This is a genomic window from Wolbachia endosymbiont (group B) of Silvanus unidentatus, from assembly GCF_964028615.1.
Lineage (GTDB): Bacteria > Pseudomonadota > Alphaproteobacteria > Rickettsiales > Anaplasmataceae > Wolbachia.
Genome location: NZ_OZ034795.1, coordinates 111,568 through 126,444 on the forward strand (window position 1 = coordinate 111,568; position 14,877 = coordinate 126,444).

7 protein-coding genes and 2 pseudogenes are annotated in these 14,877 nt (G+C 33.2%); 4 read left to right on the forward strand and 5 right to left on the reverse strand.

What is annotated here, in order from left to right:
- Positions 1 to 81: 81 nt before the first annotated feature.
- Positions 82 to 468: pseudogene (locus tag ABWU65_RS00525) on the forward strand (IS6 family transposase); the annotation flags it as partial.
- Positions 469 to 527: 59 nt separating this feature from the next.
- Here the strand turns inward: ABWU65_RS00525 and ABWU65_RS00530 are convergent.
- The 4 genes and pseudogenes from ABWU65_RS00530 to mgtE all read right to left on the reverse strand — a co-directional run bounded on the left by ABWU65_RS00530 (position 528) and on the right by mgtE (position 8,596).
- Positions 528 to 1,196 (reverse strand): annotated as a pseudogene (locus ABWU65_RS00530) (IS6 family transposase).
- Between the two features lie 67 nt (positions 1,197 to 1,263).
- Entirely contained in the window at positions 1,264 to 2,793 is a 1,530-nt protein-coding gene (locus ABWU65_RS00535; protein ID WP_353280066.1) for an ankyrin repeat domain-containing protein, read from the reverse strand.
- 302 nt (positions 2,794 to 3,095) lie between these two features.
- Positions 3,096 to 6,722, reverse strand: a complete 3,627-nt coding sequence (locus ABWU65_RS00540) for an ankyrin repeat domain-containing protein (protein WP_353280068.1) — start codon at positions 6,720 to 6,722, stop codon at positions 3,096 to 3,098.
- A gap of 503 nt (positions 6,723 to 7,225) precedes the next feature.
- Positions 7,226 to 8,596, reverse strand: coding sequence for a magnesium transporter (mgtE, locus tag ABWU65_RS00545; protein ID WP_007302783.1), 1,371 nt, complete (start codon positions 8,594 to 8,596; stop codon positions 7,226 to 7,228).
- A gap of 155 nt (positions 8,597 to 8,751) precedes the next feature.
- Between mgtE and prfB the strand changes: the two genes are divergently transcribed.
- Positions 8,752 to 9,853, forward strand: a protein-coding gene (gene prfB / locus ABWU65_RS00550) for a peptide chain release factor 2 (RefSeq protein WP_230440360.1) whose coding sequence is annotated in 2 segments (ribosomal slippage) — positions 8,752 to 8,817 and positions 8,819 to 9,853 — 1,101 coding nt in all. Because the reading frame shifts where the segments join, the coding sequence is not laid out codon by codon here.
- 174 nt (positions 9,854 to 10,027) lie between these two features.
- Here the strand turns inward: prfB and ABWU65_RS00555 are convergent.
- Positions 10,028 to 11,314: a Na+/H+ antiporter NhaC family protein gene (locus ABWU65_RS00555; protein ID WP_052264662.1), complete on the reverse strand. Its 1,287-nt coding sequence runs from the start codon at positions 11,312 to 11,314 to the stop codon at positions 10,028 to 10,030.
- A 179-nt stretch (positions 11,315 to 11,493) separates the two neighbouring features.
- Between ABWU65_RS00555 and ABWU65_RS00560 the strand changes: the two genes are divergently transcribed.
- The gene (locus ABWU65_RS00560; protein ID WP_353280070.1) at positions 11,494 to 13,845 is read left to right on the forward strand and encodes an ankyrin repeat domain-containing protein; all 2,352 of its coding nucleotides are present in this window, start codon (positions 11,494 to 11,496) and stop codon (positions 13,843 to 13,845) included.
- A 108-nt stretch (positions 13,846 to 13,953) separates the two neighbouring features.
- Positions 13,954 to 14,877, forward strand: coding sequence for an RluA family pseudouridine synthase (locus tag ABWU65_RS00565; RefSeq protein WP_007302901.1), 924 nt, complete (start codon positions 13,954 to 13,956; stop codon positions 14,875 to 14,877).

Consider the following 14,877-nt stretch of genomic DNA (forward strand, 5'->3'; position numbering starts at 1 on the left):
TGTCGCATCTATAAATCCTGGTATGTAACATTTGTAGGAAAGTAGAAAAGAAGTGATATGATCATCTAAAAAAAAGCAAAGATGTTTCGTATTAGTTCAAAATTATTGCCATATTTCAAAGGATTTAGCTTTTCAGCAGAGATAATAATGTTATATGAAATGTAGATTCTCTTTGAGCTATCGAGATTTGGAAGAAATGCTGAGTATAAGGGGAGCAAAATGCTACGTTACAAAGGTGGGTTATCACCACTGATAGATGAAGCGGTAAGGAAAAGGAAGAAGCAGGTTGGCAGTAGCTGGAGAGACCTACGTTAAATTAAACGGCAAATGGGTTTATCTATACAGAGCACTATTGGTAATACTGTAGACTTTCTGTTGTGTGCTCGTAGAGACAAGTCTGCGGCACTTGCGTTCTTTCGTAAAGCCTTTAGAGAGAATAACCTTCCTGAGAAAGTAGTAATTGATAAAGGTTCTGTCGCATCTATAAATTGTGGTACAAGAAGATCGTTAAACTGGGATTATGGGAGTTATAGAGCAATTAGCATAGCAAAATTCTCAAAAGTAGAAACATTATCATTAGCCCCGATAATTTGTCTTTTTTGAATCATACGAATATTTTCTATGCCGGTAATGGTAATCTTTGCGGAGTGGAAGCTCTTAAAACCAAGCATTGGCTTTATTCGTTTTTTGATAAATCTATGATCTTGTTCGACAATATTATTTAGATATTTTATTTGAAAAACCATGATTCTACAATCTTCAGAAATTTCTGTATTCAAATCATCAAGAGCAGCAGTATTACTGCCGCTTTTATCAATTACTACTTTCTCAGGAAGGTTATTCTCTCTAAAGGCTTTACGAAAGAACGCAAGTGCCGCAGACTTGTCTCTACGAGCACACAACAGAAAGTCTACAGTATTACCAATAGTGCTCTGTATAGATAAACCCATTTGCCGTTTAATTTAACGTAGGTCTCTCCAGCTACTGCCAACCTGCTTCTTCCTTTTCCTTACCGCTTCATCTATCAGTGGTGATAACCCACCTTTGTAACGTAGCATTTTGCTCCCCTTATACTCAGCATTTCTTCCAAATCTCGATAGCTCAAAGAGAATCTACATTTCATATATACAGATAACATCTGCTGAAAAGCTAAATCCTTTGAAATATGGCAATAATTTTGAACTAATACGAAACATCTTTGCTTTTTTTTAGATGATCATATCACTTCTTTTCTACTTTCCTACAAATGTTACATACCAGGATTTATAGATGCGACAGAACCCTCATTAATTCATCAAAGACTCCCTTAATCTCATTTTGATTACTTTCTATGTAACCTGATAACTCATTAAAATTCTTACCTATATAATCCTCTAATTCATTGAAGTTTTTTTCAGCTTCCTGTTCCATTTCTCCTTTGAATTTGCTTAGTAACCTCTCTTCGACTAACTTCGGATCTTGCTTATTAATCTCATTCAATAATTCATCTTCCCATTCTTCATTTGTTTTCCCATCTGACTTTAAAACATACCTATACTCTTCTCTGGGAGGATTTTCTTCACTGTATTCTTTCATGAATTTTTTTATTTTATTTTCCAACTCCCACTTCAAAAGAAGACGATAGCCATATTTGCTAGTATCACTCTTTCCGTCTATTCTCCTATAGTATTTATCAGCACGACCATCGCTCTTTATCGTTACTAATCCCGCTTTATCAAATATTTCTGCAGTATTCCATGAATTTTTACTTTCTAAAGTATGTCCTAGCTTAATATGAGGAACACCAGTGTAGGTTTGTTTATATCTTTTTGATTTTCCAAAAATAATACCCTCAGTAATTGAGGAAGCACAAAGCTCTTTTTCAGTATTTTTTCTATAGTAATCAACCACTCTATTCACAGCATCTTCTGCTAATTTTGTCATTGCTCTCCGCCAACTTCCTTCTGCTGTTACTTGTATAAATTGGCTCTCAAAACTTTGAAAGATTTCAATACCAGATTTTACTAACTCTTCCCTGACTTTGATTGGATCCTTTTTAAATATATACAATTGATCTATCAGCTTTTTAAGCTCTGCTCTATTATAACTACTACCAATGCTGGATATTGTTGCTCGAAGAATGTTAATTCCAATAAGAGGAATTACTTTTGATTCCGCTTCTCCTTGTTCTGTTCCACCTTTTCCTATATATATTATCATATTAACAAAATCAGCCCATTTACCTTGCTTTCCTCTTTGATTTTCTAGTCTCTTATAGTACTCTGATAAAGAGCGTTCATAAATAAAAACAAAATCTTCAACAAACTTTCTTAGCTTTTCATGTACTTCCTCCTCCTGTGCAGAAAGTCCTTTTACTTGATCAGAAAATTTTTTTAAATGTTCTTCTAGAGTCCTAATAATCTCTCCCTTATTTTGTTGCTTAGCAATATCTAGTGGAGTTTTACCTTGATTATTTTTAATATTTGGGTCTATACCAGACACATTCAAAAGAAGTTCAACAATGTCTTGATGATTTTTGCTTACAGCAACATGTAGTGGTGTATTACCACCATCATTGAGATCAATATCATTAATATTTTCTACTTGAGTAAGTAACCCTTCAATTTCACTAATCTTATTTAGCTGAGGATTATCCGTTCTATGCTCACGTATCGCAAGAAACAACTTGGCAACATTAATATCATTAGGGTTATATTGACGTCTTATTCTATTTTTAAATTGAAAAGATTTTTCTTCCCTATCTAACTTAACTGCTTGTGAATCTGTCCTGAGATAATCTATTACCTTCACCATAAAGTTAATTACTTATTTTATATTTAAATTTAAGATCATATTAGATTTTATTATATATTAGTAAATGAAATCGATAATACAAGTAACTTTTATAGATATTGTATCTTTAGGCTATTTTATTGTCCCAAGTTTGGGACAATAAAATAACCATTTCCAGCGCTCAAAATCAAGAGACGTGAGAAGTGTTTTTCTTGGAATGTGTTGATCTACCACTTGTTCTACGCGAATTTATATCAATTTATTACTTTATTTCTCTGTTTTTTTGAAATTCCCCTCATAAAATTAAATAGCTTACTGTAAAATTATAGTCTTAAGTCCTTGTTTGCAGGTTGTACAGAGACGCTGTTAAATGAAGATATAGGTGACCTATGAGTTAAGTTAACTATGCTTTTATCTTCAAATTGCAATGCTTCACTTATATTTTTTAATTTTCTTTTTTTAGGTAGTGTATGTTCATCAAATGTCTCTAGGTTTCTTTTATGTGATTGTGTTTTTAAGTATGGAGCTGAGTACACAGTAGATTGAGGTTGATAGCAACAAATACTACTTGGGTAATAATTGGTAGTATAATGGTACAAATCATCGTTGAGTTCAAGTTTCACATTAGCTCCTTGTTCTAAAGAAAAAAGGCACCTAGCGCTGTCGTAGCAATGAAACTTAACATCGTAGTTCTGAGGAATATTATTACTAATATCCTCTAGATTCGTATTAACGTTATTCATTACAAGGTAGCGAACAGTGCTTGAGTGACCATATATATCAGCAAGGTGCAAAGGAGTCATATGATCTTCATTCTGTAAATTTATATCAGCTCCATGCTCTACAAGGTAGCGAACAATTCCTAGGTAACCATACATAGCAGCAAAATGCAAAGGAGTCATACCATTCTTATCCTTTAGATTTATACCAGCTCCATGACCTACAAGGTAGCGAACAATTCCTAGGTAACCATATATAGCAGCAAAATGCAAAGGAGTCATAGCATCTTTGTTCGGTACCTCTATTACAGCTTTTTTCTTTATAAGGGATTTAAGCATGCTTAATCTACCATTTTTAGCAGCAAAATGCAAAGGAGTCATACCATCCTCATCCTGTAAATCTACTGTAGCCCCGTACGCTAGAAGGTACTCAAAAATCTCCAAGGAATTATGTTCAACAGCATAGTGCAAATAACCTTTACCTTCTCCATCTTGTAAATTTATACAAATCTCTTCTTCCTCTATAAAGTATCTAACGACCTCTAAGCAATTATTTTCAATAGCATAGTATAAAACAGTACTATCAAACTGAAAATGTTCGTTATCAATAAAATACCTAACTATTTCTAGTCGATTATGGAGAGCAGCACAGTCTAAAAGGGTAAGGCTCGGGTCATCACTTACCTTAAAATTAGCCCCTTTTCCTATAAAGTATTTAACTAACGCTAAATGACCATATATAACAGCATATTCTAAAGGAGTAGATCCATCTTTATCACCGATATTAACAATTTTACTTAATTTACTTAGATCTACATTCTCGAATATAAGCTTAATAACTTCTTCATTATCATCTATGGCCAGAAAATGTAAGATATTCATTCCATAATAATCAGATTCAATAAATTCATTAACTAACTTTTTATATTCACTTGCATAATTCCAAATGGATATGATATGGCTTACATTTTTACAGTTATTATTCATCAATGATGTCATTATTTTTCTTAAAAATTCTTCTTCTCTTTTTTCTTTTCTTTGCTCTAACCTTATAATTTTTTGTACTTCTTGATGAATTTTTGCTATCCCTTTCTCTAATCCAATCAATGAGAACTGATTAAGTAGATCAAGTGCATTCAAAACCCTTTGTTGATTTTCTTTTGATTCCCTCTTGAAAAAAATTTCTTTTGTATTAATTTGATTAGGGTCCAGGTAAGCCATGAATACTAAAATAACATATGCTTGCTGTCCAACATTTTTTTCTTCTTTTATTTTATCAATGTTAACCTTCAAAGCTTTAAAAGATTTTTTATTAACAACTTGTGTCTCCAAAAAATCAGTTTTTGATTGCTGAGCTACTCTATATTCCTCCAGATATTCTCTAATACTAAGACCTTTTTGTTTAATGCATGATGTTGCTGCTTTCAAATCTAATGGAAAACAATTAAACTCTTCTATTAACTCTGATATAGATTTACCTTGTGATTCATCTTCCCCTAAGGCTTTTCGAGTAAATTCCTCGGCTTCTTCTTTTTTTAAATTACCCAACTTTATTTCTTCTATATCTTCTATTTCTTCTTTCCAATTCTTGTTAGGAGAAGTAATTAAAACGTAAGGTTTTTCTCTATTAGAAAAAACAGGAAAGCTTGATGGCAAAAAATTTTCAATCTCCTTATAACTACTAGCATCATCGAAAACAAACAAACTTTTTGTGTCTTGAAGATACTCATATACATCCTCGACAATAGATTTAATGTTTCTCTCTCTCCTTTGCTCACTTTTTCTAGAAATCCCTAACCTTTCAGCCAACCCATGAAATGAATTTGAAAGCTTGTTATATGACGAGGCATCTATCCACATAATCCTTGCCCAAGTACCCTTACGCCTTTCACTAAACCCATAGCCTCTAGCAAGTTCGCTTTTCCCTATTCCAGACTTCCCACTAATTAAGACTACTCGTGACATTTTTACTTCTTGACTACTACTGTGTAACCTTAGGTTCAAATTTTTTACCACCTCTTTTCTTTCAATGAAATTTTCTGGTGTCTTGCCAAAACTATAGGAAAATTGACGCCTATCTTCATCTTGTTTTCTAAGATGTTCTTTTACATCTTCTATATCTTTCCTTTTCACAGGATCTTGTCCATTAATCTCCTTTAATATAAAACGAGCTAATTCTTCTTTTTTTTCATCATTTAAAATATACACATATCCTTCTATGGGTGCTTTAATGGATACATACTTTTGTTTTACCTCTTCCCACTTTCTTAACTCCCATTCAAAGGGAAGCCGATAGCCGTATTTTTCAGCACATCTATATTCCTCTAGATTATGTTCCTCAGAATTATATTGATAATAATTAACAGTTTCATCTTCTTCTTTTTTCTTTATTCCTACCCATTCATACAATTCTGAGGTTACTAAACTTTCACCACCTTGCTCATCTTTTATTTCATATCCAGGACGCGTAAAATATCCTTTCTTTTTTGACTTATCTAGAACAACACCTTGTGTTATAAGATCAACAGAAAAGTCTTGTTCCTCAGAAGTTAAAAGGTAATTCATTGTTCTATGTACAGCATCTATTGCTAACTTCTTAACTCTCCTATGATAAAAAGAGGGATTGATATCTACAACCTTTATGAATGGTTCCTCAAACCTGTGAAAAATTTCTAAGCCAGCTTTTACTAAAATCTCTCTCATTTCAGCTTTGTAGCAAGGTATAATTATTGTAAAAATATTTTTCGCTCTTTTCTTATGCTGTTTTCCTATAACACAATAATTGATACTCTCATTAACTTTAACACTAAATAATTTTAGTGGACTTGCTGGAATAGTATTATTCAAAATAGAATTAAAGCTGGCTGAAACTTTACTTATTTTTTGTATATTTGAATCTGGTTCTGCCTCCTCAAAATATTTAGATAATTTTTCCTCGAATTCTTTAACAAAAGTCTTAACAAAAAAAGTTGCTTTTTCCACTACTTCATTATCTGTAAGACTTATAACATTGGCTGTATCATTCGATGCGCTATACCATACACTACCGCTGCTTATAGATGAAGATCTTGTTACTCCAAGACTCTCTTGACTTGGTCCACACTGAAGTTCTCCACTAGATAATCTATCTTCATGATCAAGACCTCCTTTTGCTCCTATTGTTGACTCATCATCTACATAATCAATTCGATCATCTGCTACTCGTTCTCCTTTATTTCCTTTACCTAACATAAAACCCCCTATATTTTAATATTCATACTTGATTATTTTACCGTAAATCTCTTTTCTGAAGATTGGTTTTAATATCTAATTCATTTGATTCTTATACAGCTGTACTAAACTGCTCTACAAATTTACTGTAGAAACCTTACGGTAATCCTAGGTAACTTTAATTGCTGAGTAACAGTGTGCTTTTCTTTTGACTTCTGACTAAATTAGATATATTCTTAAAAAATCGAGAATTGCTTTCTGAGTGATATACATAATACAATGCATCTGACTCACACCTCATGTTTTCATTACGTTAGACTGCATTGTAGCTAAAAAGATCTAGCAAAGCAAGAATTTTTTTGCATACTTTAGCATCTTATTTTAGTTTTTATTTTAAAACTAAAGCAGCTCAGTTTCATGTACTTTTACTTCTTTATCGACTGTTATTTTTCTTCTTCAATGCACCTGTGAGTAATGATAACGTGGCAGTTAAAGCTTGTAAAGCAATTTTTATATAGCAAGATTCAGCTATTTAATAAAAAGATCGTGGCTAGACCAAAAAATATAAGAGCTGAGAGAATATCAGTTGTTGCTGATGTTAAGATTGAAGACGAAACAGCAGGATCGGATCTTAAACGATGAAGCATTATAGGAATAAAAGTGCCGATAAATGTTGCAATGATCGACATTGCAATCATGGAAACTACGAAAATGATCTCTACTTTTAAACTATGGAACCTTATTGCTAATACTACGAGCGAAATTGTAGATAAAATCACTCCATTTATAAGACCTATTAAAAATTCTTTCATCAGTATTCTTTTTGCATTTTGCTCAGTTAGATATTTTGTTGCGATTGCCCGGATAGTTAGTGTTACTGTTTGGGATCCTGCATTTCCGCTCATCGATGCAATGATTGGCATAATTATTGGCAGTACTATAAAACTTTGTATTACGTTATCGAAAAAGCCAACTACTATAGAACATATTGTTGCAGCTAAGAGGTTAAACAGTAACCAAGGTAGTCTTTTAATTATAGTTTTATGTATAGGGGCATTTATATCAGATTTAGAAGATACACCGCTTATTTTAAGCACATCCTCTTCTGCTTCTTGTTGAACAATTTTGATTACATCTTCAATAAGGATTACACCTATAATTTTACCATTCTTATTTACTACTGGAGCTGATAATAGAGAGTAATCTTTAAATATTCTTGCTACTTCTTCTTGGTCCATTCCAGTTTTAATTATTTTTATATCTTGACTCATTATCTCTTTTATTATTGTTTCTCCTGAGTGAGATATTACCTTATTTAAGTTGAAAATGCCTATGGGTTCTAATTTTGAGTTAATGATGAAAATTTGATAAAATGTTTCTGGTATTTTTTTATAGTTGCGCAAGAATTCCATTAGCTGATTTATCGTCCAATAATATGGAGCTATAACCATATTTTTATGTATCAACCTTCCTGCACTTTCTTCTGGGTATGATAACAATTCCTCTACTAATTTTTGAGTTGCATTGGGTAAGTAGTTAAGTATATTTTCTATAGACTTTCTATCTAAATCTTTCACTATAGCTACTATGTCTTCTATATCAAGAAGCATTAGTAACTTTGCTGTATTTTCTATTCCCAATATTTCTATGATCTCTACTTGTAAATCTGGTACTACATGTACTAAGGCATCACTTAACAAATGTTGATCGAGGATATTAACTAATTTCTCCCTGTGATCATTGATCGAAGTAGATAAAAAATAAGCTAACTGAACGCTATCTATCGTTTTTACAATATTACGAACATTCTCTAATTCTTGATTATCGAGAGACTCTATTAAATCATCAATAGCCTTTTTGTCTAAACCATAATGAGAACTTGTTTTAATATTCATTACTTTACCTTATTTTTTTAATAAATATACACACTTGATTTTATTGAACATTCAAGTATAATAAAATTATTTTGAATTAACTATTATATGGTTAAATTTCTATTTTGTTTGCTGTTATTGTTAGTGATAATAAATATATTAAAGTCTAAAGTATAATGAAAACCCATCCAGAAATCCTTGAATACTTTCAAGGCTTAAATAAAAGTATTTCTCTTATCAGGAGGTGTCTTTGACATAGAAAAATTGAAGTTGCGTCTTGAAGAGCTGGATTCTCAAGCGTCGAATGATAATCTGTGGCAAGATAATCAAAAAGCACAAGAGATTTTAAAAGAACGCTCTAAAATTAAGCATGAAATAGAATCGTTTTCAAAGCTAGAAAGCGATTACAACGATTCTATCAGCTTGATGAAATCTGCTATTGATGAGAATGATGAAGAATTTTTTTCTGAAGTTAAAGGTGAGTTAGTAAAGCTAGAGAAATTAATCAAACTTAAAGAGACAGAATCCTTATTTACTGGTGAAGCAGATAACAATAACTGCTTTTTAGAAATCCACTCAGGAGCCGGTGGAACAGAGAGCAATGATTGGACTGAGATGCTCATGCGCATGTATACAAGATGGGCAGAAATTTATCACAATTTTAAAGTTGAAGTTGTAGAAAAATTAGATGGTGATGCAGTTGGTATAAAATCTACAACAATAAAGATCATCGGAGAAAAAGCTTACGGGTGGGCAAAAAGCGAAAGTGGAGTTCATAGATTGGTTAGAATATCACCATTTGATGCAAATGGTAAACGTCATACCAGTTTTGCAAGTGTAGGAGTAACTCCAGTGATTGAAGATTCAATAGATATTGTTGTGGATGAAAAGGATTTAAAGATCGACACTTACCGTGCTTCTGGAGCAGGTGGTCAGCATGTCAATAAGACTGAAAGCGCGGTACGTATTACGCATATTCCAACAGGCGTTGTAGCTCAATGCCAAAATGGTCGTTCTCAACATAAAAATAAAGATGAAGCACTTAAACTACTTAAAGGACGTTTATATCAAATTGAATTGGAAAAAAAAGAACAGAAAATGGCCGAAGAATATGGCAAGAAATGCGATATAGGTTGGGGCAGTCAGATCAGATCGTATGTTATGCATCCATATCAAATGGTAAAGGATTTAAGGACTGGACATGAAGTTGGCAATATAAATTCCGTTTTTGATGGCAATATAGATTGTTTCATAGTTAGTGTATTGGAGTTAAAATGAGATTTATTAAAAAGCTAAGTTTTATGCTCTGCTAATAAGGGGAAAAGAAAACCAAAATCTATTGAGAAAAATGGAACAATTTTGTGAATATATCTATTATCCAAGTAGCTGATGAAAATGGCAACTCGTTTCTTATGGGCACAAAAATGTAATATGAAGAGAAATCTTCGTACATTAAGTTGTAGCCGCGCAACGTCTGCCATTGATGATTATTTCACCTACTGTAACTGCTGCTAAAATAAAGCAGTAATAAACTTGTGTTAACAAAGAAATAGGTGAGACAGAAGCAATGCTACCTGCTAGCAGCAGCTGGGAACCATAAGGCAAAATGCCTTTTGTAACGCAAGCAAAAATGTCTAACAAGTATGCACTACGGTATGACGGAATATTATGCTTTTGCGCGAGCCTTTTTGCAATATCGCCACTTAATAAAATAGCAATGGTATTATTAGCAACTAAAACAGTAAACATAGATGCTATGCCCGCTATTACAAATTCAGCTTTAGTTTTTGTGATATTGCTTTCATCGATAAGTTTGTGTAATGCCTTTTGACCCTGCTTGTACATTATATGACTCAATCCGCCAATAAATAGAGCAAATATCACTATCTCGTTTACTTTTTTGAAACCGTCATATATGTCATGAGAGAGTTGAATGATAGTATAGTCAAAAAAAGCCATCCCTAATACACTAGCAACAATTATATTTATAGTTATTGTTACTAAAGTAGTAACTTCAAATAACCCCATGATTATTAAAGAAATATAAGGAATAATCTTTATTACTGATAAATAATCTAAATTTGATGTAGGAATAATTTTTGTACTATCTGCCATAATTGCCAGATAGACAAGCGTTATAATGCTGGCAACAAATGCTACTTTAGAATTCACTTTAAGTTTATCCTTTATCGTGGCCCCCTGTGAAGAAACAGATGCAATAGTAGTGTCAGATATCATTGAAAGATTATCACCAAATACGGCACCTCCAACTACAGTTGCAGTTCCTATTTCAAGACCAAAAGCCCCATTTTTTGCTAAGTTAACAGCTATTGGTACCATTAATACAACAACTCCCATAGACGTACCAATTGCAGTTGATATAAAAGCGGAAGCCAAAAATACTCCAGGCAGTAGTAATCTTGCTGGAAGGAATTTGAGAATTAAATCAGCAACAGTATCTGCACTACCAATTGATTGAGTCACCACAGAAAATGCTCCAGAAAATAGAAAAGTTAAACACATAGTAAGGGTGTTTTTATCGCCCATACCCTCGATGACAGTATCGATGTGACGTTGAATTTTACCTGCACTGCATGCAACAGCAAAAAATAGCGCCGGTAGTAGGCAAATTACCGGTGAAACTTGGCGAAGCGGATTATCAATTCCAATAAAGAAAAAATAGACACCACTTCCAAGGTATAAGATTAAAAAAATAACCAAAGGAAAAAAAGCTGTCATTTTACTGCCTTAAAAGCTATGATTATAATCAATTAAGTGATTTCAGGCAAGCTTGGTTTTCTGTAAGTTAATAACAGTCCTTTTAGACTCTCAAGTTACGCTATGGAAAATGCGTTGACTATTCTACCATAATATATAGCATCAAAAAATACTCTATAGTATGAGGTAAAGCCATGGTAATGACATATGAACAGTGGAACATAATATTAGGTGTAATTGATCAAGAGGTAAATTTAAGTGAAGACAATGTAATTGAAAGAATAAAAGAGCTATTAAAGGAAGTAAAGATACTAGGGCAAGCAGAAATATTAAGAATGTTAGAAGAGATATCGCATGGATTAGAAGTACCAAGCAAGATTCCAAGAGTACAAGAGACACAAGAGCCATTAAAAAAGAGACTAAAGGTGGTAAATGTACCGCAGACAAAAGAAGAAGCAAAAAAGATACTAAAGGAGTCAAGGGTATCAAATGCTCAACAGATGGTAAAAAGAATGCTAAAAAGGTTAGGTGTACAAGAGACATCAGAAGAATCAAAAGCAGTGGCGCTAGAGGATGTGCTAAATGCACGAAAGATCTCAGAAAAGGTACCAGTGATGCTAGATGTAGGAAAGATATTAGAGACACTAAAGGCACTAAAGAGAGCAAGTAAAAATGTGTATAGAGAGTGGGAGAAAAATAAGTTTGATGTAAATCATTGGTTTAAAGTAGATTGTTTGCATGAACGCTTTTCATACACGTTATTGTATTTAGCTATTGATTTTAAGCTGAACAATTTAATAAATGCTATGCTTAAAGTAAAAGGAATCGATATTAATGCACCAAGTCCGTTTTCCGAATGGACTGCTTTACATTGGGCTGTTGAAGATAGGAACACAGAAGTAGCACGCAAGCTAATAGAAAAAGGGGCAAATGTTAATCAGTTGGATTCATCTCAACGAACTACTTTATATCAGCCAGCTGTAAATGGCGATATAGAAATAACAAAAATCTTAGTAAAAAATAATGCAGATGTTAATGCAGAGGATCTAGCGAGATTGACTGCTTTATATAAGGCTGCCGATAATGGCCATGAAGAAGTAGCAAAGTACTTAATGGAGAATGGAGCAGATGTTAAGAAGAATGGAGCGCTTAAACTTACTCCTTTACATATTGCTGTTGCAAATGTTGATGAAGCAATGGTGAATTGTATAATAAAAAATGATAAGAATATTGTTGAAAATATTGAGATAGTAGATGTATTTGGATGGAGTCCTTTATATTGGGCTGCTGCAAAGAATAATACATTAATATTAGAGATCCTATTACAGGCCACATCACGATATAGAGCAAGTGTTGATATAGAGGATAAGTTAATTGGGCGATCTCCCTTACATATTGCTGCTACGAATGATAATGTGGAAGCAGTAGAGCTCTTAATAAACTATGAAGCAAATGTTAACCATAAGGATGCATGGGGATGGACTCCTTTTAATTGTGCTGCCACAAAAGGCAATAGAAAAGTAATGAATTATCTAATAGCCCATGGAGCAAGTATTGAGACAAATGATCCACAGAAAATATTACTTTCTATTTGTCCATATAATTATCTAGAAGCAGTAACTACTATAACACAACTTGGAATATGGAAGGATGTGATGAAATTGATGGTAGCTGAGTTTTTACGTTGTGCTGCCGGACATGGTGATACACTAATGGTACATGCTCTATTAGAATCTGGAATAAATGCTAATGCACGTGACGATTTAGAATCAACTGCTTTACATAAAGCTGCCAAAGGTGGCCATGCGGAAGTAGTAAGGACCTTAATTTTATATGGAGCAAATGTTAATGCACAGGATAGCTCAGGGCAATCTCCTTTAGCTTATGCTTTCGAACATAGACACTGGATAGTAGTAATGACTTTACTATGTTATGGCGCAAGTACTTTATTGCCTGATCACTGTGGTGAAACTGTAAGAGATTTAGCTGAACATCAAGGCATAAGTAATCTTCTAGTGGAAGCAGAACAAAGAGCACTAGATATACTTACGCGGCTTAACTTAGAATCAAGTATACTCAGAAACAAAAAATTAATGACAGTGCAACACATAGAATCACATATGTTGAGAGAAATAGAATCACATAATCTATCTATCAGCTTTGAACGTATGATAAGAGATCAAGCTAATCAAATTGAACAATTACAGTATAACGCTAAACTTAATGAAAAAGGAGTAGCATTTATAACTGACCACATTAAATGTGTGCAGTTAGAGACTAACACTAAAGCGTGTTCAGCTGAAATGGATGGAGTAAAAGAACAAATATTACATAGTCCTTGCAGGTGGTCATATCGCACTAAAAATGTTAATGTAAGAAGAGTAACATCTTTAGCTAACGGCATTGAGTGTATGAAGTTAGGGCCTAACACTGAAGCGTGTCAAGGCCCTAGTACTAAAGAGCCTAATACTCACCTCTCTATGATCGAGAAACTATCATTGTTACCACTTTACTCAGCTGTAGGAAAATATGAAGCCGTTATAAATAGTTAAATAATCCTCTAAATTCCAGCACGTAGCACTCGATGCAAGTAGCTGAAACTGAGAAGTACATTAGGTATGTTAGATTTTAGTTTACACAATAAAATTTTTATAAGTAAGATGTCAGAAGGTATCAAAACCATATTAGTAGAAGACAATAATGTTAGGCTCGATAGGTACATTAGAAGAATTTTTCCCAATTTGAAACAATCTGCAATTGAGAAGTCTTTAAGGAAAGGATTAATCAAGGTTGATAATTGCACGGCAAAATCCAGCGATAGGGTAAGCTCTGGGCAAACTATAATGATAAGATACTTAGACTATATTGAGAACACTAATTCTGACTGCAAATATAATGAAAAGTTAGTGAATCTACTAAGAGAGAACATATTATATGAAGACGAATATATACTAGCTATAAACAAACCCGCAGGGGTCATTGTTCAAGGCGGCATAAAGGTAAAAATTAGCATTAGTGATTTACTTGACCAAATAAGAGAGAGAGAAATATTTAAAATTGTTCACAGGCTGGATAGGGATACAAGCGGAGTAATAATATTCGCACGCAATGCCAGCGTTGCCAAATACCTTATGGAAGAATTTAAAGGACGGAGGATAAAAAAAACTTACCTAGCATTAACTTTTGGTATACCGAGCAAAGATAATGGAACAATAGACTATCCGTTGGTGAAAAAATATATTTCAGGGCAAGAAAAAGTAGTCGTTGATGAAGATTCACCTCAAAATGCCACTACGCATTTTTTAATTATAGCAAGGTTAAAACATAATGTTGCTTATTTAAAATTACAACCAATTACTGGCAGAACTCATCAATTACGTGCACATTTAGCTCATATAAATTGTCCTATTCTTGGTGACGGTAAATATGGCGGTAAAAAAGCTTTTATTGATGGAGTAGCAAATCAGATTCACCTACATTCATATTCTTTGTCTTTAAAATTGCCAAATAATAAAGAAGTCACTATTACTGCTCCTGTCCCTAAACATATCGAAAAATCTATTGAAGCGCTATCTTTTGACTAA